Annotated in this window: 23 protein-coding genes and 2 pseudogenes; 12 read left to right on the forward strand and 13 right to left on the reverse strand. The window is 39.9% G+C overall.

What is annotated here, in order from left to right; genetic code table 11:
* Positions 1 to 4 precede the first annotated feature (4 nt).
* On the reverse strand, positions 5 to 604 hold the full coding sequence (locus GKR92_11595) for a glutathione S-transferase (GenBank protein ID QMU62304.1): 600 nt from the start codon (positions 602 to 604) through the stop codon (positions 5 to 7).
* A 312-nt stretch (positions 605 to 916) separates the two neighbouring features.
* Between GKR92_11595 and GKR92_11600 the strand changes: the two genes are divergently transcribed.
* The 3 genes from GKR92_11600 (at position 917) to GKR92_11610 (ending at position 3563) form a co-directional block, all read left to right on the forward strand.
* The gene (locus GKR92_11600) at positions 917 to 1771 is read left to right on the forward strand and encodes a sulfurtransferase (protein QMU62305.1); all 855 of its coding nucleotides are present in this window, start codon (positions 917 to 919) and stop codon (positions 1769 to 1771) included.
* Positions 1772 to 2007: 236 nt separating this feature from the next.
* Positions 2008 to 2994 (forward strand): EamA family transporter, encoded by a 987-nt coding sequence (locus GKR92_11605; protein QMU62306.1) that lies wholly within the window; start codon positions 2008 to 2010, stop codon positions 2992 to 2994.
* An 83-nt stretch (positions 2995 to 3077) separates the two neighbouring features.
* Positions 3078 to 3563, forward strand: a complete 486-nt coding sequence (locus GKR92_11610) for a DoxX family membrane protein (protein ID QMU62307.1) — start codon at positions 3078 to 3080, stop codon at positions 3561 to 3563.
* A gap of 13 nt (positions 3564 to 3576) precedes the next feature.
* Here GKR92_11610 and GKR92_11615 read toward each other — a convergent pair whose 3' ends face one another.
* On the reverse strand, positions 3577 to 5073 hold the full coding sequence (locus GKR92_11615; protein QMU62308.1) for a YdiU family protein: 1497 nt from the start codon (positions 5071 to 5073) through the stop codon (positions 3577 to 3579).
* A 68-nt stretch (positions 5074 to 5141) separates the two neighbouring features.
* On the opposite strand from GKR92_11615, the gene GKR92_11620 reads away from it, so the two are divergent.
* Both GKR92_11620 and GKR92_11625 read left to right on the forward strand, forming a co-directional pair.
* Positions 5142 to 5759: a hypothetical protein gene (locus GKR92_11620; GenBank protein QMU62309.1), complete on the forward strand. Its 618-nt coding sequence runs from the start codon at positions 5142 to 5144 to the stop codon at positions 5757 to 5759.
* 11 nt (positions 5760 to 5770) lie between these two features.
* Entirely contained in the window at positions 5771 to 6262 is a 492-nt protein-coding gene (locus GKR92_11625) for a hypothetical protein (GenBank protein QMU62310.1), read from the forward strand.
* 10 nt (positions 6263 to 6272) lie between these two features.
* Here the strand turns inward: GKR92_11625 and GKR92_11630 are convergent, their stop codons facing one another.
* Complete coding sequence (locus GKR92_11630; protein ID QMU62311.1) at positions 6273 to 6923, reverse strand: MOSC domain-containing protein; 651 nt, start codon at positions 6921 to 6923, stop codon at positions 6273 to 6275.
* Positions 6924 to 7077: 154 nt separating this feature from the next.
* On the opposite strand from GKR92_11630, the gene GKR92_11635 reads away from it, so the two are divergent.
* The 4 genes and pseudogenes from GKR92_11635 to GKR92_11650 all read left to right on the forward strand — a co-directional run bounded on the left by GKR92_11635 (position 7078) and on the right by GKR92_11650 (position 11929).
* Positions 7078 to 8457 carry an FAD-containing oxidoreductase gene (locus GKR92_11635; GenBank protein QMU62312.1) on the forward strand — a complete coding sequence of 460 codons (1380 nt, stop codon included), beginning with the start codon at positions 7078 to 7080 and terminating at the stop codon, positions 8455 to 8457.
* Between the two features lie 124 nt (positions 8458 to 8581).
* Positions 8582 to 10390 carry a TonB-dependent receptor gene (locus GKR92_11640; GenBank protein ID QMU62313.1) on the forward strand — a complete coding sequence of 603 codons (1809 nt, stop codon included), beginning with the start codon at positions 8582 to 8584 and terminating at the stop codon, positions 10388 to 10390.
* A 333-nt stretch (positions 10391 to 10723) separates the two neighbouring features.
* Positions 10724 to 11392: pseudogene (locus GKR92_11645) on the forward strand (hypothetical protein).
* Positions 11393 to 11482: 90 nt separating this feature from the next.
* Positions 11483 to 11929, forward strand: a pseudogene (locus GKR92_11650) (DUF4253 domain-containing protein).
* Positions 11930 to 12032: 103 nt separating this feature from the next.
* On the opposite strand, the gene GKR92_11655 reads toward GKR92_11650, so the two are convergent.
* The 10 genes from GKR92_11655 to GKR92_11700 all read right to left on the reverse strand — a co-directional run bounded on the left by GKR92_11655 (position 12033) and on the right by GKR92_11700 (position 17490).
* Positions 12033 to 12746 (reverse strand): SDR family NAD(P)-dependent oxidoreductase, encoded by a 714-nt coding sequence (locus tag GKR92_11655; protein ID QMU62314.1) that lies wholly within the window; start codon positions 12744 to 12746, stop codon positions 12033 to 12035.
* On the reverse strand, positions 12739 to 13152 hold the full coding sequence (locus GKR92_11660; protein QMU62315.1) for a hypothetical protein: 414 nt from the start codon (positions 13150 to 13152) through the stop codon (positions 12739 to 12741). The genes GKR92_11655 and GKR92_11660 overlap by 8 nt, the downstream gene beginning before the upstream one ends.
* 78 nt (positions 13153 to 13230) lie before the next feature.
* Positions 13231 to 14616: a DUF3179 domain-containing protein gene (locus tag GKR92_11665; protein QMU62316.1), complete on the reverse strand. Its 1386-nt coding sequence runs from the start codon at positions 14614 to 14616 to the stop codon at positions 13231 to 13233.
* Positions 14617 to 14662: 46 nt separating this feature from the next.
* Positions 14663 to 15409 (reverse strand): DUF547 domain-containing protein, encoded by a 747-nt coding sequence (locus GKR92_11670; protein ID QMU62317.1) that lies wholly within the window; start codon positions 15407 to 15409, stop codon positions 14663 to 14665.
* A 29-nt stretch (positions 15410 to 15438) separates the two neighbouring features.
* A complete protein-coding gene (locus GKR92_11675; protein ID QMU62318.1) occupies positions 15439 to 15651 on the reverse strand; it encodes a hypothetical protein in 213 nt (70 codons plus the stop codon).
* A 103-nt stretch (positions 15652 to 15754) separates the two neighbouring features.
* Entirely contained in the window at positions 15755 to 16222 is a 468-nt protein-coding gene (locus tag GKR92_11680) for a glycine zipper 2TM domain-containing protein (GenBank protein QMU62319.1), read from the reverse strand.
* Between the two features lie 45 nt (positions 16223 to 16267).
* Positions 16268 to 16627 carry a hypothetical protein gene (locus GKR92_11685; protein ID QMU62320.1) on the reverse strand — a complete coding sequence of 120 codons (360 nt, stop codon included), beginning with the start codon at positions 16625 to 16627 and terminating at the stop codon, positions 16268 to 16270.
* Between the two features lie 12 nt (positions 16628 to 16639).
* Positions 16640 to 16813: a hypothetical protein gene (locus GKR92_11690; GenBank protein ID QMU62321.1), complete on the reverse strand. Its 174-nt coding sequence runs from the start codon at positions 16811 to 16813 to the stop codon at positions 16640 to 16642.
* 32 nt (positions 16814 to 16845) lie between these two features.
* Positions 16846 to 17169, reverse strand: coding sequence for a hypothetical protein (locus GKR92_11695; protein ID QMU62322.1), 324 nt, complete (start codon positions 17167 to 17169; stop codon positions 16846 to 16848).
* 75 nt (positions 17170 to 17244) lie between these two features.
* Positions 17245 to 17490, reverse strand: a complete 246-nt coding sequence (locus GKR92_11700) for a hypothetical protein (GenBank protein ID QMU62323.1) — start codon at positions 17488 to 17490, stop codon at positions 17245 to 17247.
* Positions 17491 to 17764: 274 nt separating this feature from the next.
* On the opposite strand from GKR92_11700, the gene GKR92_11705 reads away from it, so the two are divergent.
* From GKR92_11705 to GKR92_11715, 3 genes are all read left to right on the forward strand, one after another.
* On the forward strand, positions 17765 to 18235 hold the full coding sequence (locus GKR92_11705; protein QMU62324.1) for a hypothetical protein: 471 nt from the start codon (positions 17765 to 17767) through the stop codon (positions 18233 to 18235).
* A 68-nt stretch (positions 18236 to 18303) separates the two neighbouring features.
* The gene (locus GKR92_11710; protein QMU62325.1) at positions 18304 to 19134 is read left to right on the forward strand and encodes a DUF692 family protein; all 831 of its coding nucleotides are present in this window, start codon (positions 18304 to 18306) and stop codon (positions 19132 to 19134) included.
* Between the two features lie 33 nt (positions 19135 to 19167).
* Positions 19168 to 19941 (forward strand): DUF2063 domain-containing protein, encoded by a 774-nt coding sequence (locus GKR92_11715; protein ID QMU62326.1) that lies wholly within the window; start codon positions 19168 to 19170, stop codon positions 19939 to 19941.
* Positions 19942 to 19994 lie beyond the last annotated feature (53 nt).

The following is a 19994-nucleotide window of genomic DNA, read 5'->3' on the forward strand; positions in this document are numbered from 1 at the left end:
ATATTCATTGTAATCCTGGCATAGAAATAAAATCGGGTAGTTCCTTAATGCCTGCAATCCACTTATTTATATTAGGGTAAGGATCTAAAGAAACTTTACCTTCGTATGCAAGTGCAATGTAGGGGAAGCAGGCAATGTCAGCGATGGTCACGCGATTTAATTCCAGCCAATCTCTATCAGCAAGATGATTATTGATTATGGTTAAAATAGAGCTGCTTTTCTCCTGCGCTTTTTTGATGTCTATATCCAGTTTAAATTTATAGTGAGCTCTTGCATCCATTGGGCCGCGCGCAATTTCATTACATGCAGTAGATAGCCATTGCATCACAAGTGCCATTTCATCTGGTTGGTTAGGGAACCAATCTTGAGTACCATATTTTCTTGCCAGATAAACAAGAATCGCTTGAGAATCACGTAAGACGAGATCACCATCTTCAAGAACGGGAATTTCACCTAAAGGATTTTTCTGTAAATATGCAGGAGATTTATGTTCCTTGTTGGCAAGATCGATGGGTACTATTTCGCAGTCCATTTTTAGCAAAGATAAAAACAGACGTACCTTATAACAATTTCCTGAAAAATCGACATTGTGCAGTTTCATAATGACACTCTCTTAGTATTTCTATCCTCTACAAGATTATTGTAGTCTTTACTTTGCAACTCTACATATTTGAATTTACTATAGTTACTAATGCTATAGAAAACCCTGATTGTATTCATAGCAATATACTATTTGTTACTTAAGAGTCGCTTCAAGTAGCATAAAATAAAGTTCGCCATACTCACAGTAGTGTGCGGTGGTTAAATCAGCTCTATGAGCAGAATATATAAACTCTTGTTCATATCTGCGGTCAATAGCGATCGTTCAAATTGTTCTATGTTTCAAAAATAAAATGAATAATAAGTGAGGCACCATATGGCAAATAAAATACTCTATACGCCTGAAGAAGTTCAAAGATTAATTACCAAAGGCAATACCGTAGTGGTCGATATTCGTGATGAAGAAGACTACAAAGAGAATCACATTCCTGGCGCAGTAAGCATTCCTGATATTTTTTACTATTTAGCAGAAACATCAAATGAAGGTTTGCAAGAAGTACAAGATAAGTTTCAAGCACTGTTCTCAGCAGCAGGAATAAACGCTGACAAAACCGTTATTATTTATGAAGATGCATTTGATAGTCGCTATGGCGGGTCTTGTCGAGGGTATTGGTTATTAACTTATTTGGGTCATCCGAATACAGGCATTTTAGATGGCGGCTTTTCTGCTTGGTTGGAAGCAGGCATGTCTGCAGACGATGAAACTCCAAATCCTGAGCCATCAAATTTCGAACTTAATCTACGTGAAGATATTATTGCCACGAAAGAAGTGGTGCTCGCATCCTTAGTAGACTACAGAATAAAATTACTCGACAACCGTGATCGAGTTGAGTGGGTGGGTAAAAGTTCTTCACCCTATGGCGTAGATTTTGCACCACGCAAAGGTCGTTTACCCGGTGCGCGCTGGATAGAGTGGTACAACTTTATGGAACGTGGCAGTGGCATTCCCTATTTCAAATCACCCGAAAAAGTGCGCGCCATGTGTGCAGAATATGGGTTATATCCTGATGACGATATTATAATTTATTGTTTCAAAGGTGCACGGGTTTCCAATACCTTCGTTGCTATGAGGCTGGCGGGATTTAAGCATATGCGCAACTACTTCGGTTCTTGGAATGAATGGTCTCGGGATGATACGTTACCCATAAATGCAGAAGTATTGCCTGATTAGTTTTCTATTAGATAATTAATGGGAAGCGGTCTGTAAGAAGAGCTCTGATTACTTTTCTTGTACTTACGTGGAAAGGCAGAAGCACTTATACTCTTTGTAATAATCAATTAACCCTAACTAATGAGTTAGTGTTAATTTTATAAATTGACAAAGTAGTAGTGTTTCACTAATTTGTTTGTATAAGTAATAAGAACAGCGAGCCTAAGATGCTCATCTCACGTGTCATGTAATAAATTATGATTGGACGTATTCCAGGTCCAGCACTTCTGTGGTACTCCATTATCATTTTTGGAGCTGCAAGTTCCATTGTCCATATCCTTGCAGAACTCGGCACTCAGCACACGGTGGATGGCCGTAACGTCATATCATTTTGTAATTTGCTATTTGCAGGTAATGCTTGTGCAGTAATCGTGTTATATGCAGTTCACCGCAAGCAATGGACCATGGAAAATTTGCGCAAACTTACAAATTTAGAGTGGTTGTTTCTAGTTATTTTAGCACTGCTTGCTAATTGTCTTGCACCATGGCTATTTTTTGTAGCAATAGAAAGCACCATGGTGACCAACGTTGTGTTAATTAGTCAAATTGAACCTCCATTGTTACTTTTTTTAGCTTGGTTGGTGTTTAAAGATCAAATTAGTAAATGGTCATTCATAGGCTCGATAATATGTTTGCTAGGGGTTGCGTTAATTGCATTACTACAACCGCAAACAGAAGGCTTAATTATTGGTCGGGGTGAGGTTTATGCAGCCCTTGCAGCGGTAATTTATGCGGTGTCCATCGTGCTTGCAAAATTATTTCTAAAAAATGTACCGCTTGGAATTTTTAGTGTATTTAGAAGCGCAGTGGGCACGATTGTATTTTTTATCATAGCCTCGTATCTATTTGGCCTGGGTCATTTTGTTGATATAGGTTCGCCTTTTCTTTGGAAATGGATGTTGGTGTATGGCGGCATTATTATCGTATCCGGTCAACTAGCATGGGATACCGGTGTACGGAAATCACAATCCACTGATGTATCGCTAGCTACTTCATTTGCTCCGGTATCCGGTGTACTCGCCGCATATTTAATCCTTGGAGAGCAACCTAGCTCCGCACATTATATTGGTGGCGCAGTGTTATTAAGCGGCATTGCAATTTTTTATATGCAACCTTGCAAAAAATTCATCAAGAAAAACTACAAGATGAAGGTATATCAGAAAAAAAGGCTGTGCCTAGCCTAGAAGCAGAATGCAGAACAGGATTTAAAGGTGTTTAGTGGTAATGAACTAACGTAGTTCATGTGAATAAAACTTGGAGAAATATTATGTTTGCGAATTTAATTAAAATAACGCTACTGGGTGAGCGACGCTGGGAATGGTTGCCTATCTTGGTTGCACGCGTATCGCTGGGTTTGTTTTTTGCAGTTTCAGGCTACAACAAACTTTTTAATGAAGAGAAACATGCAGGATTAATCGAACTGATGATGGAAATCGGCGTGCCGCTGCCTGAATTTATGGCATTGTTTTTGGCATGCGTAGAGTTCTTTGGTGGTTTAATGCTTATGGTAGGTTTTTTGTCTACATTTGTATGTATCGCGCTAACCATTGCTATGATTGTAGCCATCGCCACAGTAGAAATTGAACATATAATACCAAAAGGTATTGGCCCGTTAGACTGGATGAGCTGGTTTCTTTACTTGCCACAAGTGATGTACATAATTCTATTTGGTTGGTTGATAACTACGGGACCTGGGAAATTAAGTTTGGATTATTTCTTAGCAAAAAAACTGGGTATGGATAATGACAGCTGAGACATAAATAGATTTAAGTACCACAAAACGTTTTGTAAGCACCAAATGTTTCTGGTGCGGGTTGCGCGTATTCATCTTTTCCTGTTTGCAACAGATGCGGCTTGCTAAGAGTGTCTATTAAAGTTTCGAATTTAGAGTAGTCCGCATGAGAAACAGCCGCGTCTAGAGCTTCTTCCACTTTGTGGTTACGAGGAATGTAGAGCGGGTTAACTTGATTCATTAGCTGAATGCTTTTATCTGTATTTTGTGTCTCGTGACGTAACCGTTCGCGCCATCGCTCCACCCACGGTTTAAATAAAGAAGCATCATCAAATTGTGTGTAGGCAGCCTGTTGCGTGTCTGGTAATTCATGGTCTTGCAATAGAACTGCAAGATTGCGAAACAACAGTGTAAAGTCAACCTGTTGTCCATCCATGGTCGCTAGTAAATCGTTAATCAGTGCTAAATCATCTTCTTCAGAAGTACTCAAGCCTATTTTTGCGCGCATGCTTGTTAACCAGTGTTCGGTATATTTTTCTGGAAAAGCATTAATCGCTTCAGTCGCTAATTCAATGGCACGCTCATTATTATCGTCTATCAACGGTAATATGGTTTCTGCCAAGCGTGCTAAATTCCATTGCGCAATAGGTGGCTGATTCTGATACGCATAACGACCTTGTCTATCAATAGAACTGAATACCGTATCGGGTGAGTACACATCCATAAATGCACAAGGGCCGTAATCAATAGTTTCACCTGATACCGTCATATTGTCGGTGTTCATCACGCCATGAATAAAACCGACCGACATCCATTGTGCAATGAGGAATGCTTGTGCGTCTGAAATAGCAGTTAATAAAGAAAGATATAAACTTTCAGATTCTTTTAGTTCTTGCCTCAATTTAGGATAATGCCGCGCAATTGTATAATCGGCTAACTGTTGTATTTTTTCGGTTTCACCGCGTGCTGCAAAATACTGAAACGTCCCTACACGAATATGGCTCGCGGCCACACGGGTAAACACTCCACCAGGTAAAATATCTTTATTGCGCGTCACTTGTTCACCCGTAGTGACTGCAGCGAGTGCACGTGTGGTTGGAATGCCAAGTGCGTGCATAGCCTCGCTTACAATATATTCACGTAATACAGGTCCTAGTGCAGATTTTCCATCACCTGCACGCGAATAAGGAGTTCGGCCTGAACCTTTTAGTTGAATATCAAAACGTGCACCGTTGCTATCAACAATTTCACCTAATAACAAAGCTCGGCCATCACCTAACTGCGGTACAAATCCACCAAACTGATGACCTGCATAAACTTGAGCGAGTGGTGATGCGCCCTCCGGTGCAAGATTTCCAGAAAATATTTCTGTTTGTTGTTCTTCGCTAAGACATGAAAGATCTAAACCAAGTTGAGAGGCAAGCGCAGTGTTTATTTTAATGATTGAAGGTGCTGGTGATTTTGCACTTTGATATGGGGAGTAAAACCCCTCAAGTTGCTTTGCATAAGTATTGTCAAAGTTAAAAAGCATATTGGATCGTCAATTTCAGTTACAAGCGGCATCTAAGATTCAATGATTATCACATATACTGTAAGGATATGGATTACTTCTGGCCAATAATAATAGGGCTCTGCTTGCTAGGGCTGTATCTATTTAAGCAAGAGAGTGTAAGCATCCAATTTGCATTTCAGCAACTAGCCTCTCAATACAATGGCAATGTAAAGCACGGAATCATCCATTACCCTCAGCTATTTTTCCCCCACCAAGATCTAACCATTCAAATTTCTGCCATGCCTCATGAGCATGGTGCATTTACCTATGTGCATTTTTCTACCCATCAGTTTTCTGAAGATTGTGTATTTAAAATAATCAGTAGATCTACGCCAACAAAATATTTAGAAACAGATAAAAATTTAAGAAAACAAAAAACGAGTATTGAAGAGTTTGAAAAAAAATTCACCCTGCGAGCCAAACATGATGACTATCTAATTGCCTTGTTAACCAGTGAGGTTTGTGATGCGCTCTCACAACTGGATGCTAAGTACAGTATTGAAGTGCGATATATTGAAGATAACTATGTAGATTCTTTGCATAATAATGAATCATTCAGATTTGATCTTCATATAGATCAAGTATTAACAAAAAAAGAAGCGTACGAGCAACTTATCCAGGTGACGTTATTGATAGTTAAACAAATGGAAAAAATAAAGCGTTAGTAAATACCTATATGCCTACTTGCAAACAAAAAATTCATGCTTCTCAAGATCAGGTATTTAATTACCTAAGTGATCTGCAAAATGTGGTAGATCTATATAAAGATAAGCGCTCCATCAAGACCATAAATGATCTAGGTAGTGCCTGCTATGGAAAAAAATACCGTTACGAAGTAGAAAGCAAACACAGTGCCAGTCTTAGAAAGCAGGTGTTCACAGTAGAAATAATAGAGTATGAGCCATTTGAGAAGATTGCATGGTCAGTGAAGTTTGATCGTAGAACCAGTTTAGATAAAAACACAACCTATATACCAACCACAGTGTTGTTGAACTGCATATTAAAACCAAAAAGTGATTATACCTTAGCTTTAGTGGATGTTGATTTTGAAATGCAAGCTTCTTGGTGGATTAAGTTTATGTTTCAGGCGGTGATTCGTATATTCCAAACCAAGATATGTAAAGTGCTGGTAGAGGTTCGAAAAGATATTGAGCTTAGGAGCACTTAGAGTGCTATATCTACTTCTTAGCTTTAGCTAATTGTTTATTAGCCCATACTTTCCAAGCATCTGATACATGCTCTGCCTCAAGTATGCGCTCGGCTTCGTCACGGTCTTTTGTATAGATGCGAAACACATCTTTAATGGTTAGATCATGCTTTGGTTTTTCGATAACTTTTATTTCATCACCGGTTCCAACATCACCTTCTTGAATAATGCGCAGGTAAGTGCCGGGTCGTAACGCTTGAGTGAATTTTTTAGGGAAGGTTTTGTCCTTCATGCGCACTCCAAAGCGCCAACAAGGAATTCTGGGTTCAGACACTTCCAAAATCGTGCTGCCAATCTGCCAGTGTTCACCTACTAACGCATTATTAACATCAATCCCTTGTGTGGTGAGATTTTCTCCAAACTGACCAGGCTCAATGTCTTGTTCAATTTGCTGTTCCCACCATTGCAGGTCTTCAATGGCATAAGCATAAAGGGCTTTATCAACTCCGCCATGCGCTTCACGGTCAGCTTGATCATCGCCTTCTAAATTAACGCCTTTAGCTGCAACACGACCGGTGACCGGTACCTTCCAAATAGCGCTAATCGCAGTTCGCCCTTTATATTCAAATTCTCTAGGCGTACCCACATTAATAGAAAGTAATTTAGCCGATGCTTGATTCATGTATACCTATCTTACGCCTGGTAAATAGGATTACGTAGTCCATATTTCACACATAAGGAGTATTATTTGTAATAGAACCAATCACACATAGGTCTATAAACATAGAAAAAGAATAATTAAGTCAGAATATTTAGTTAAGAAAAATAGGAAAAGAATAATGAAAAAATATGACGCCATTGTTATCGGCGCAGGCCAAGCAGGCCCTTCTTTGGCTGCAAAGCTTGTATCCAAAAACCTAAAAACGGCCATTATTGAACGTAACTTATTTGGCGGTACTTGCGTAAACACTGGGTGCATTCCTACCAAAACGTTAGTGGCCAGTGCGCGTGCAGCACACATGGCGCGTCGCGGAGATGATTTTGGAGTGGATATCACGGGCGATATCAAAATGGACATGCAAAAAGTCAAAGCCAGAAAAGATGCCGTGGTACAGCAATCTAATCAAGGCGTAACCGGTTGGATGAAAAACATGGAAGGCCTAGATGTGTATGAAGGGCACGGCCAGTTTGAAAGTTCAAATGTAGTAAGTGTAAACGGCGAGCAACTGCAAGCCGATAAAATATTTATCAATGTAGGTGCGCGTGCACGTGTGCCTGAGATGCAAGGCTTAAATGAAATTGAATATTTCACCAACTCCAACATCATGGATGTCGATTTCTTGCCCGAACACCTGATTATAATCGGGGGCAGTTATATCGGCTTAGAGTTTGCGCAAATATACCGTCGTTTTGGTAGCGAAGTTACGGTAGTTGAAATGTCAGATCGACTTATTCCAAGAGAAGACGAAGATGTATCCGAAACCGTAAAAGAAATTCTAGAAAATGAAGGTGTCAATATACGCCTCGATGCAGAATGTATTAGCTTTTCTAAACAAGGTTCTAACATTGCAGTAACGGATAGCTGTAATAATGAAAAACATGAAATTATCGGCAGCCATGTGTTGCTCGCCGTAGGGCGGGAGACCAATAGCCATGATCTAGGGTTAGATAAAGCAGGTGTGAAGGTTAATAAATTTGGAATCATCGAAGTCGATGATGAACTTCAAACCAATGTTCCAGGAATATGGGCGATTGGAGAGTGCAATGGCAAAGGTGCCTTTACACACACCTCATATAATGACTATGAGATCGTCGCCGATAATTTATTCGACGCCAAAACACGCCGCGTGAATGACCGCATCATGTGTTACGGGTTGTTTATCGACCCACCCTTGGGCCGTGTAGGTTTAACCGAACAGCAAGTGAAAGACTCCGGCAAAAAAGCACTGGTAGGAAAGATGATGATGTCACGCATCGGTCGCGCCAAAGAGCGCGGTGAAACGCAAGGTTTTATGAAAGTGCTCATCGATGCAGAAACGGATGAAATTTTAGGCGCGAATATTTTGGGGATTGGTGGGGATGAAATTATTCATTTATTTATCGACACCATGTATGCAAAAGCCCCTTATCATGTCATTAAAAATGCAGTGCATGTGCATCCAACGGTTGCAGAGCTCATTCCAACCATGTTGCAAGATTTAAAAGAACTAAATTAGTACCTAATAAAAATAAGAGGGCCTGACCATATATATCGAATGTAGATTGATCTATGTTTGTGGCTGGATTGGTTTAATAGCCTGCATTTTCTCTCTTTCTGTGCATGCTAATGATTCAGAGATAGTGGAGATTCAGTCCTATAGGCTATCTCCAAAACTTAATAATATTCCTGCTAATGTAACCGTAATAGGTCGTAACGATATCGAAAATGATACAGCTCATAATGTAGCTGAATTATTAACGCATTATGGTTTGCATGTTGAACAAGCAGCAGGGCCAGGTAGCTTAAGCTCTATATATGTACGAGGAGCAGATCCTAATTTTACGTTGGTGCTAATCAATGGTGTAAAAGTGAATGATCCCACCAATAGTCGTGGCGGTTCGTTTGATTTTTCCAGTCTTAATATAGACACCATAGAACGCATTGAAATTATTAGAGGACCCCTATCCTCTACCTATGGCTCATCGGCGCTTTCAGGTGTCATTAATATCATTACCACACAGTCAGACACAGAAACAGACGCCACTGTGAAGGTCGTTAAAGGTGAAAGTGGACTCCATTCTATTTCATCCACATTTTCCCAAGATTCAGATCAGTTTAAATTTAGCATGACCGGTGCTTATAATGATTCAGGAGAACAAGTACGCGGTACAGAATTAGAAAGTCGCAGTAGAGATGTAACAGGCGCTTGGATTTTTAGTGATGCCACACAATTAAAATTTCATACACGCTATTACGAAAGTGATGGCTCATCCTTTCCAGAAGACAGCGGTGGTTCAGACTTTGCAGTGAACCGAACTGTCGATAAACGAGATGTGTTTGAATCCGTAAGCAATTTCGAACTGATACATAATGTGAGTAGTCTTTTGGAGCTCTCCTTTAAGGGTTCATTATTTCACCACGAAGAAGATACGAAATCACCTGGTGTGGCGCCGGGTATACGTGACCCCTTCGGGATTCCAATAAACAGTAGTGATAGTGAATTTACCCGGTACGTGTTTACAACCAGTGGCTTATTTACCACTGCACACAATGTCACCAGCGTGGTAGGAGTGAATGTTGAAGTTGAAGAAGGGGATACAAAAGGCTTGTTAGATTTTGGCTTTGTTCAGATGCCAACCGATTTTGATCTAGAACGTACCACATACTCTGCCTTTGCAGAAATAGAAGCATTCGTAGGATCATTTTCATTGCAGTCAGGGTTGCGCTTTGATATGCCGGAAGATTTTAGTAATCGTGTTAGCCCAAATATTGGGGTGAAGTATCAACTTCCAAATTTAAATTCAAATTTAAGAATGAATTGGGGTAAAGGTTTTAAGTTGCCTAGTTTTTTTGCACTCGGCAACCCAATTGTCGGCAATGCAGAAATTAAGCCTGAAACCAGTGAAACGTTTGAGTTGGGTATGGACACCAATATTTTAAATGATAAAGGGCAAGTCAATGTAACGTTATTTACGCAAGAATTTGAAAACATCGTCGACTTTGATGTAGGCCCCCCACCCAGCTTGGTGAATCGAAGCAAAGTCAATGCAAAAGGAGTGGAGTTTGCACTGTCATTTTTTCCCACAAAGAAATTATCGAGCCGAATGTTTATCAATTATATCGACACGAATATAAAAGGCAGTGAAGATGAGTTATTAAACCGTCCGGAGTGGCGAGGTAGTGTATCGATAAATTGGCAGGCGAAAGACAATGTAAGCTATAACGTAAATGCTGTTTATGTAGATGATGTAGAAGATAGTGCTATACCCACAGGGCGCGTCACGCTTGAAGACTACACACAAGTAGATGTTTCCGCAGTTTGGAATGCGTATTCAAATTTAGATTTGATATTCGCAGTTGATAATGTATTTGACTCAGACTATGAAGAAACAATAGGCAACACAGCTGCAGGTATTGCGGCTAGCATTCAATTACGTGGGAATTTTTAGTATCTATGCATTCAATCGAGTCTATGTACCTGGATGTACAAGTGTCGTGATAGATAGGATGCCGAGAACGGCTGACTCCTATCGAAATTCGTTATTAAATATTAATGTATTCAATTCACCAGGTTTATCCTGGATATAGCGCCATCTATGAAGCACGCATCATGATTGAAAAAAACTCTAGCTATAATTGACACGAGTCTTTTCTAGCATAAATAAGGAGATTTCTAATATGCTCATCACTCAACGGATTGCAACGTTAATTCCACTTGTTTTAATCTTTTAAGTAGAGATTACTAATCTGCATAGCCATAAATAAATCAGAGTAAAGCAAATATGGATATCGATCCAAATACACCTCTAGATAAAATTGAATTTGATGATCCAAATGAAGAATTATTCTTTGCAATTGCCTGGTGTGAACAACCCGGTGTAAGCGGAGATTTTATTTCTAAAATCAAGCATGCACTGAAAAATGGTGCAGACGTTAATTCATTTTCAGAAGATGGCGCAACACCCCTTACAGAAGCTATCGAAGGCGGCATGAGTTCCTCTAAGGCCGTTAAAATATTATTAGAAAATGGTGCAGATTCCTCACTAAGAGACAAAAATGATATTACCCCGTGGGGCATCTGTATCGCTCGACTAAGTGATAATGTAGTTAAAGATAGAATGGAAAAGATCAAAAAACTACTAATTGAATATGATGCAGATCAAAGTGACGAAGTGTTTTTGAAATTTACAAATGCTGTAATGAATAAAAACTACGAACAAGTGCAGCAATTTATAGACAACAAGATAGATTTAACTTCTCAACAAATAAATCCATTAAGTAACGCGGTTCGCAATCAAGATATTAAAATGATGAAGTTACTGATCGCAGAAGGTGTTAATCCAGATGGAAACCTTACAGATGAAAATGACGAGACCTGTCTAATCACGGCAGCAGGTTTTGGAAGCTTAGAGATGGTGAAGTTGTTGGTTAATGCCGGTGCAGATACGACTAAATACGCATATGGCGATCATAAATACACAGCTGATCGAGTAGCGCGAGAAGGTGGTTATCAAGAGCTTGCAGACTGGTTAATCCAACAGATGCCTAGTGAGCTAATTAAAAAGCGCAAAGAAAAAGTTAATGCGATTAATCCAAAGTTAAAAGAAGTATATGAAAAAGGTACTAATGGAATTAATTATGAAATTACCAATGAAGATGTAATCGAAAAATTAACGAAGTGGGATGAGCAATACACAATAACCATTTTAGAAATAGAAGCAGATCGCCTCACGGTTCAATTTGAAAATTTACCAGAAAACTTAGAAGCATTAGCGAATGAAATGTATGAGTTTTGTCCCGATATTATCGATCAAGGCTATGGTTGTATGGAAGACATGCTAGAAATGTCGCAAGAAAATGGTCATGAAATTCCTGCTTGAGCAGAAAAGTTGCTCGAAGGAATCGACTTTAGCGATGAAAATTATGGCTTAATACTATTGCAACGCGACTTAAAAGAAAAAAACGCTATGGGATTTTGGTGGGATTAGACTAAGTTAAATTAAATATATCAATTAAAAGGAGTCTGACCTCAATTTATTCCTTAAATCAATAGAGCCTGAAATTGTTAGTTATTTTGTGCAGATTTTAGCTCTAACTCTTCCCATAAACAGGCACCGCAGCACCCGTCACGCCTTTTGCTTGCTCTGAACATAGGTGCAAAATTTCATTGGCTAAATCAGTCGTAGGTACCCAGTTACTAAAATCAGCATCCGGCATATCATTTCTATTTTGTTGTGTATCCACCGTTCCCGGTAAAATACAATTTACATTGATGTTATTCATTTTATGTTCAGCTGCTAGGCTTTGGGTGAGCGTAACTACAGCGGCTTTACTCACACAATACGGTGCCATTTTAGCTTTGCCTTCTACCGCTGCACGTGCAGCAACGTTTACAATTTTGCCTTTTTTCTTTTCAAGCATATGGGGGATCACGGCGCGGCACATTAAGAACACGCTTTTGGCATTCAGGTTGATCATGAAGTCCCAATCGGCTACGGATGTTTCGTGCACCATCGGCCCCATTTTAAAACCTCCAGCAACATTAGCTAGGCAATCTATTTTTCCAAAGCGCTCTATAATTTGTGCGACAGTATTATTTACAGAATTTACATCGGTTAAATCGGTTTCAAACAAACCAACGTTTTTGGCATGTTTCCAACGCGGGTGAGTGAGTTTTGCAAAGCTGATATCGACTAGCGCGATGTCTGCTCCTGCACGAAAGAATAATTCTGCAACGGTTGAGCCCAGTGCACCTGCCGCGCCAGTGATAACTACGGTTTGTCCTGTGTAGTTGAATTTACCCATTTATTTCAATCCATCCATATGAACGGCCTATAAAATATCCACCTAATATTAGCACTACATAGATATAGCCGCAGATTAACGTTGCGACTAGCGCAATCCAAATGAGTCCTTTTAGGCCAAGTAATATATCCATACCCAAGGGTACGATTAAAAATAGGATAGGGGTTAGTAATAGCAATACAATTATTCGTTTAGAGCTCCAACCTTTAATTAGTATTGCAATAATGATTGCAAAAATTATGTACGGTGCTGCGGCATATAAATGTCCTATCGCAGCGATAGCTAAATAAGGTTGCAAGTCACTTTTGAAAAAAGATTTCTCAAATAAAAAAATTAATGCCGCTAAGGTTGCCCCCACAACAATTGGGAAAAGAAGACTGATTCTGAAGTATTTGACATGAGTCATTTTTTGAAAAACTTGTACCAAAAGAAGTTCATTGATAGGTATTCTATCAAAGCTTATTTAATTACTGGGGAGAAGTGACTAATGTTTAGTCAGATTTGGAGGCTTTTTCGCTAAGGTCTCTGGAAAATATCCACTCCATGCAAACCAATAGGCTACATGCCCGGGTAGGCGAGAGAGTTTTTGATTTTTGGGACCGATGAGTTCGTTTTCGGTTTGTTGCCATTCTTGTTTGTCTGCTATGAGTTGGCCGTTTTTTGAAAGTTGAAACTTTTTGCCTTCTGAACGATAGGCACGGACGGTCTCGGTTTTTGCATCCCCAATGAGGACGATGGGAATAATGCCGACTTGGTCGTTTATCACTTTAGTTTGTTCAAACAACTTTAAGGGCCAGGCTTTGTTGGCACCACTAATGCGCAGACCAAACACTTTGTCTTTTTGTTTGAGTGAATCATCTTTTACGCTTGCGGGAAACATGAGTTCATCACTGAAGAAATACGCACCGTAGGCTGCACCGGGCGTGTAGTCTCGTTTAAATCCAGTTTCGGATGACATGATTTTAGTATCAGGGTGTTGTGCTAGCCATTCACCCCAGGTAGTGGTCACCAGTGGCAACACTTCGAGTTCGATATCGTTCTGTACCAACGAACCTACAACTGGTTTACCATTGAATTGATTCCATAGGGAATGGGTTTTTTGGTCATACATGAGTTTGTTAGAGCGATATAAGAATCCTGATGAGCCAAATATAAGTGGGTCTTCATCCGGCGTTATTTTGGTTTTATATAAAATGCCGGAACCACAGAGCGTGCAATAGGCTAACGATACGGAAACGCCGCCGATCATGTCGTTTAGCATTTCATGCCAATCCATAAAGCGGTACGGATAGGCACGGGTATCGCCATTAATAGAAATGCCAAATACGAGTTCATCTTTGCTGATGTAATCGGCTTCCTTTGCAGCAGTCATGAAAGGGTAGGTTAGCGCTGGGATGCCATCTTTGCGTACACCGCCCCACACTATTTCATCTAAACGTATGCTTCGCTGTATATCTTCATGAAAAAAGTCTTGGAAGTTTTTATCAATGCGTTTAGTGATGGTTTTTATAAATAATTCGTTTTTAGCAAATGGTTCGGTGGGGTTGTCTTGCATCCATAGCACCCAATCATGCCAAAGCGGGCCGCTATCTTGTTGGGTGAGCTCTCTTAATAGATGCAGTGTTTGGCTTGAGTCTTCTGGGAAGTAACGCAGGCTACGAATTAGTGCTGGGACGACATCGGTTTTGCCACGTTGTAGCATCCATTGCCTGGCCGCGATACGAATGCTGGTAGCGCCATATAGATCGATGGCATATTCATGTACGGGTTTGTCGCTACTACTATTATTTTCTGTATTTTCTTCTTGGGCAAAAACAAAAGTACTGCAACTAACGAAGAGGAGTATCAGGAAGTACGTTAGTCGCAGCATTTTGGTACGATTTTCTAGTTGTAAATAATAAGTAGTTTATGGCCCGTTATGGCCCGGTGCCGTTTAGGCTCCAATCATATTTTAAGTATTTAGTTTTGTAGTTTCCTTCACTTAAATCTTTTGCGACGTTTTCATCATTTACATATTGCGCAATATATTTTTCAACCGTTCCAGAATGATTGGTAAAGTCGCTTTTAAACCAGTCAAATATTTTTGAAATGGAAGCGATGTTCATAGCTTTATCAAAGTGGTTGCGCATGGTGTCATTAATAAAATACTTTGCGGCTTGGGTGAGTTCTTCATCCAGATTTTCTGCGCTATAGGCTTGTGTGGTGAGTTTGGGACATGAGCTAGAGGCACAGTTAATGGCGAAATGAATGCGCGGTTCGCCAAGAGGAAGTATCACTTCATGTTCAATTTCAAATAAGCTAATGCTTAGGCCATTTACTTGGTATTTGTCTTTTTTGAAAAAACGCATTCTGCTAAAGAATGAGCTGGGTGAGCCACCATTTAGAATGCCTTGAATAACTAATGCATTATAAGCATTAATCCAATACGCCAATTCTTCATCTTGGTTTTCAAAAGTAGCTTTTTCTTTAAGGGTTTCTAGGTAGCTAGCGAATTTTGGGTTCTCATTAATGGTTTTGTAATTCACTTGCCCATTTGTAACACTCTCACTTAATACGTCTGTGAAAGGTTGATGTAGATCATCACTGGCATGGATTGTATTCGCAACCAAACTGGCGACGATTAAAAAAAATGCTTGGGTGAAGAAAGTGTTTATTTTTAACATGTTTCTAGAAGAGTTTTAAGAATGAGTCATTATCGGTAATCAACGTTTGTAGAATTGATGAAAGGACCTTCTTTAATGTAAAACTTCTTTGTTTGAGATGTTGAATGGGTTTCTTTGGTTTGAGGGTTACGTTCTGTATGGTTTAGAAAATATTGCTCTGTCGTTTTGTAAAATTGTTGTCTAGCTTCACTCATGGCTGTATTTCCTGAAATTTGATTAATGCAACGATCATTATGTTGCATGGGTTCTACTCAAGTAGACCCGGGAAGGGGTTGGAATCCTTACAAGTAAGGGGAAAATTTAATCCCTTACTTGTAAGTGGTTCTAATGTTGAGGATGGGTGGTTTAGCTGGCTATTTTCCAGCTACCATCATCTTGGCGGCAGGCAGTGCCATAGGCCGTTTCCGATTCACCGCCCACTTCAACCATGGAGGTGTATTCACGACAGAAGCTGCCATCCGCCATTTCAAAGGTGTTGGTCGGTATCACCGATCCAGCATTACCACTGTCTGGGTTGGACCACATTGTTTCGGTATTAGACTTGTTGGTTTCAAGTGCAGAATACGTGGCTTTTTGCATGGCTTGATGATCATTCGTATCTAAGCGTTTGCCAATATGTGAACCCACCAGCGCGCCACCAATGGCACCTGCCGCTGTGGCCCATACTGTTCCTCGTCCATCGCCGACGGTGGAGCCTAAAATAGCACCAATCGCGCCTCCGGCTACGGTGCCTTGAGTTTGGTTAGTTCCAGGTAAGCTGGCACAGCCCGTCATGGCTGCAAGCATTAATATTAGTATTCCTATTTTATTCATCGCCTTTCTCCTTAAAGTTTCATTTTCTTTTGTTAGTAAAATTTTCTAATGTCCATATCGGTAACGATTGTGGTATCGATTAGAGTAATAGTAGTTACGTGGTTGGTAATAACGGTGACCATAGCGGTTATATCGATGGCCTCTATAATGAGAATTTCCACCTCGGTAATATCGATTGCCGCGATAATGATTGCGTTTCGATTTGTGGCGGTAATTTCGTTTTCCATAATGTCTAGAGTGAGAAGCCTTGCTGAAGTTTAGGGAGGAGTGCAAAGCTTCTGACTCGTAGACCGTACGATGTAAACCTTCATTTAAGTCGCGTGCGTTACTTGCATTAGCAGATAGCAATAATAAAAGAGTTGCTACGGATACAAGTACGACTTCAAGATTAATTTTATTTTGCATGGTAGTTCTCTTTTACTTTACTTCTACTACATCCAATAGAGAGTTGTAATATTCATCACACTTATTGCATTCGCCGTTGTAATCCACCCAGTCTGGGTACTCTTTGCGAATCATTTCGCGAAGGAATAATTCAGCCACTAGATTTAAGTGCTTGTCCAAGTTTTTTGATTTTTCTATTTGGTTCATGTTCTCGCTCCAGTTAAGGTTTAGTTCACAATTTAAAATCTAAGTTCAAATATATTATTATTGACTACTTCTATGTCATCTAAATAGGTATCAGGTTTAACCGAATTTGTTGAGTTCACTAAACTTGAATTCAAATTTAATAAATTAGCGTTATCTCTTGGTGTTTCTACCATATGCATAGCTAATGGTTTCTTAGCGGGTCTTGCGATGCCTGGAAATAACGTCATCTGAAAACGAGGTTCAACAATTTCTTTAAAATTCATTGTTTCGTCATTTATTTCAAATTCACTGGCGGTTGCTGCGCTAGCGCTTATGGTTAAAAGTGCAATGAATATACTTGTATATATAGTTTTCATAATTATGTATGTTTAAAGAGAACGTCCTTGTTCTTGATTACATCCTTATATATTTAAAATCTGCCATTTCGTAGTTTATAAAACGTCATTAAGTGAATCATAAGATTGCTGAAGTGAAGTGATATCCTCTTTCTCAGCATTTTCAACTTTTACATTGAACTGATCCGTTGGGCCTTGAGCCTTAATTTCAGTCATTTCAACTACAGCGGGCTTAACATTGTTCACATCTATATTGCTGAAGTCGCGACCACCTTGGGCTAGTGCCAAGCCGCTTGTTAACAATAATGTAAGAGTTACGATCGCTTTTGTTTTCATGTCCATATTTCCTTTTTGTTAAGTTAATCAGTTACGACTCAATAGACACGGCTAATGGAATATTCATTGCAGCTTATTTGCCTGATTTACGCGCAAAAAATTCATCGTAATGATTCATTTTTTGCATGTAATATATTTGAACGGGTGCCGGTCTTGATAATTAGTCCGTGTGTTTCACGGACTGCTCATAAAATTCTCGAAATGAAGTAATTAATTCGCTATATATAAGGTCTATAGGCCTGTATATGGTTAATTCAACTAAAATTTAGGAGTCATTCAAATGAAAAAACAACATACATTGCCTGCATTGTCGGGTATGACCATGGCGCTTGCGGCGGCAGGTCTTATTGCTGGCTGTACTACTAGTGGGTCGGTTAACAGTGCGGAAACTACCGCTGCGGCGGAAACCGTAGAACTTGCACACTGTTATGGCGTGAACACTTGTAAAGGCCACAATGACTGTGGCACTGCAACGAATGATTGTGGTGGTCAAGCTTCATGTAAAGGCACAGGATTTGTTGCAATGCCGGTTAAGGCATGTGGTGACATCGGTGGAACCGTTAAAGATGAATGGAGAGGCGAAGTCACTACGGCTGATCTTGTTCATTGTAATGGTGTAAATATTTGCAAAGGCCACAATGACTGCGGTACTGCAAATAATGACTGTGCTGGTCAAGCTTCATGTAAGGGAACAGGATTTGTAGGGACTACTGCTAAATCTTGTGGTGATGTTGGTGGAGAGGTTGGCTAAACTAGCTCTACTATATTAAACACCTCCAAGGACCGGGGGAGCATTAACACTTCCCCGGTTTTATTAATATGAATAATAAATTTATTGGTTATGGTCTGGGTCTGCGTACCGTGCACTATCAGCATGTTTTAGAGCACAAGCCGGATGTGGATTGGTTTGAGGTGCATTCTGAAAACTTTATGGTCGCAGGTGGCAAGCCTAAGTATTACTTACACGCCATTCGTGAACATTATCCTCTTGTTTTACACGGTGTGTCGATGTCGATTGGCAGTACGGATCCGTTAGATTTTGATTATTTGAAGAAACTAAAAACCTTAGTGGCTGAAGTTCAACCTGAATGGATTTCAGATCATTTTTGTTGGACTGCGGTAGGTGACATCAATAGCCACGACTTATTACCCATGCCTTATAACGAGGAAGCGATAGATCATCTTGTGGATCGAATTACTCAAGTGCAAGATTTTATGGGCAGGCAGATTTTATTTGAAAATGTGTCTAGTTATTTGACCTATAAAAACTCTGAAATGGAAGAGTGGGAATTTATTAGTGAAATTGTAAAACGTGCGGACTGTAAAATGCTGTTAGATATTAATAATATCTATGTTAGTTCACGTAATCATGGTTTCTCACCACAAGAGTTTCTAAATAATATTGATCCTAATTGTGTTCAACAGTTTCATTTGGCTGGGCATGAAGACTGTGGTGATTATGTAATTGATACGCACGATCATGATGTGCCTGACCCGGTTTGGGATTTATATGCTGATGCTTTGAAACGCTTTGGTCCGGTAAGTGCAATGATTGAGCGTGATGATAATATTCCAGAATTTTCAGAATTACAGGCAGAAATGAACCACGCAAAAGAAATTGCGCAAACGGTTCATCCACAAGCGGCCTAGAAGGGTGGCCTAGAACGATGGATAAGTTTATTTATGTTTGAACTGAGTAAGCTGCAACATGAATTTATGCAACATTTGTTGGATAAAGATTCCGTTATTGCTCAAAATGTAACGCAACAAGGACAGGTGCCTGTTTCTACCCGCTTGGGTATTTATGGCAATGCTTATAAGGTTCGTTTAAAAGGCAGTATCGAAAACGACCACGAAATGCTGGGCATCTATCTAGGAGATGAGCTGTTTGATTTACTGGCTGCGGGATACATTGAATCTAAGCCTTCGCATTACACTTCCTTGCGTGATTTTTGCCAACACTTGCCAGAGTATTTAAGAACGACGGCACCTTTTTCGGATCATCCTATTATTGCCGAGATTGCAGATTTCGAAAGACTGTTATTAATTGCATTTGATGCAGGGAATGCACAAAGAGCGACTATTGAAGAGTTAACTGCAATTCCACAAGAGCAATGGCCGGATTTAACATTACGTTTTCATCCGAGCCTGCAGATTTATACAACCGATTGGAATTCAGTGCCTAGCTGGCAAGCTCTTAAAGCTGAAAAATCTCCACCTCAACAAGAAGAGTTAAAAGCACAATGGTTGATATGGCGTAACCGTGATCGCATTACCGAGTTTCGTTCACTTGCGAATGATGAGCATGCCATGTTGAGCGGTTTTTTACAGGGCAGTAACTTTGCAGAAATTTGTGAAGAGCTGCTTGAGTTTCATGTGGAAGAGGAGGTTGCAAGCCATGCCATACAACATTTAACCTCCTGGCTTAAAATTGGAATCATTTCTTCATTTCAGTAACGATTTAATTCACTTCCTAAACAGCCGTTTCCTGCATTGCCCTAGCTCCTCTA

This window comes from Gammaproteobacteria bacterium, assembly GCA_014075255.1.
In the GTDB taxonomy this organism is placed as follows: domain Bacteria; phylum Pseudomonadota; class Gammaproteobacteria; order UBA4575; family UBA4575; genus JABDMD01.

Excerpts from the sequence above, each read along its gene's own strand:
- GKR92_11600 (QMU62305.1), top strand. The coding sequence starts at position 917 with ATGGCAAATAAAATACTCTATACGCCTGAAGAAGTTCAAAGATTAATT.
- GKR92_11605 (QMU62306.1), top strand. The coding sequence starts at position 2,008 with ATGATTGGACGTATTCCAGGTCCAGCACTTCTGTGGTACTCCATTATC.
- GKR92_11610 (QMU62307.1), top strand. The coding sequence starts at position 3,078 with ATGTTTGCGAATTTAATTAAAATAACGCTACTGGGTGAGCGACGCTGG.
- GKR92_11615 (QMU62308.1), bottom strand. The coding sequence starts at position 5,073 with ATGCTTTTTAACTTTGACAATACTTATGCAAAGCAACTTGAGGGGTTT.
- GKR92_11620 (QMU62309.1), top strand. The coding sequence starts at position 5,142 with ATGGATTACTTCTGGCCAATAATAATAGGGCTCTGCTTGCTAGGGCTG.
- GKR92_11625 (QMU62310.1), top strand. The coding sequence starts at position 5,771 with ATGCCTACTTGCAAACAAAAAATTCATGCTTCTCAAGATCAGGTATTT.
- GKR92_11630 (QMU62311.1), bottom strand. The coding sequence starts at position 6,923 with ATGAATCAAGCATCGGCTAAATTACTTTCTATTAATGTGGGTACGCCT.
- GKR92_11655 (QMU62314.1), bottom strand. The coding sequence starts at position 12,746 with ATGGGTAAATTCAACTACACAGGACAAACCGTAGTTATCACTGGCGCG.
- GKR92_11660 (QMU62315.1), bottom strand. The coding sequence starts at position 13,152 with ATGACTCATGTCAAATACTTCAGAATCAGTCTTCTTTTCCCAATTGTT.
- GKR92_11665 (QMU62316.1), bottom strand. The coding sequence starts at position 14,616 with ATGCTGCGACTAACGTACTTCCTGATACTCCTCTTCGTTAGTTGCAGT.
- GKR92_11670 (QMU62317.1), bottom strand. The coding sequence starts at position 15,409 with ATGTTAAAAATAAACACTTTCTTCACCCAAGCATTTTTTTTAATCGTC.
- GKR92_11675 (QMU62318.1), bottom strand. The coding sequence starts at position 15,651 with ATGCAACATAATGATCGTTGCATTAATCAAATTTCAGGAAATACAGCC.
- GKR92_11680 (QMU62319.1), bottom strand. The coding sequence starts at position 16,222 with ATGAATAAAATAGGAATACTAATATTAATGCTTGCAGCCATGACGGGC.
- GKR92_11685 (QMU62320.1), bottom strand. The coding sequence starts at position 16,627 with ATGCAAAATAAAATTAATCTTGAAGTCGTACTTGTATCCGTAGCAACT.
- GKR92_11690 (QMU62321.1), bottom strand. The coding sequence starts at position 16,813 with ATGAACCAAATAGAAAAATCAAAAAACTTGGACAAGCACTTAAATCTA.
- GKR92_11695 (QMU62322.1), bottom strand. The coding sequence starts at position 17,169 with ATGAAAACTATATATACAAGTATATTCATTGCACTTTTAACCATAAGC.
- GKR92_11700 (QMU62323.1), bottom strand. The coding sequence starts at position 17,490 with ATGGACATGAAAACAAAAGCGATCGTAACTCTTACATTATTGTTAACA.
- GKR92_11705 (QMU62324.1), top strand. The coding sequence starts at position 17,765 with ATGAAAAAACAACATACATTGCCTGCATTGTCGGGTATGACCATGGCG.
- GKR92_11710 (QMU62325.1), top strand. The coding sequence starts at position 18,304 with ATGAATAATAAATTTATTGGTTATGGTCTGGGTCTGCGTACCGTGCAC.
- GKR92_11715 (QMU62326.1), top strand. The coding sequence starts at position 19,168 with ATGTTTGAACTGAGTAAGCTGCAACATGAATTTATGCAACATTTGTTG.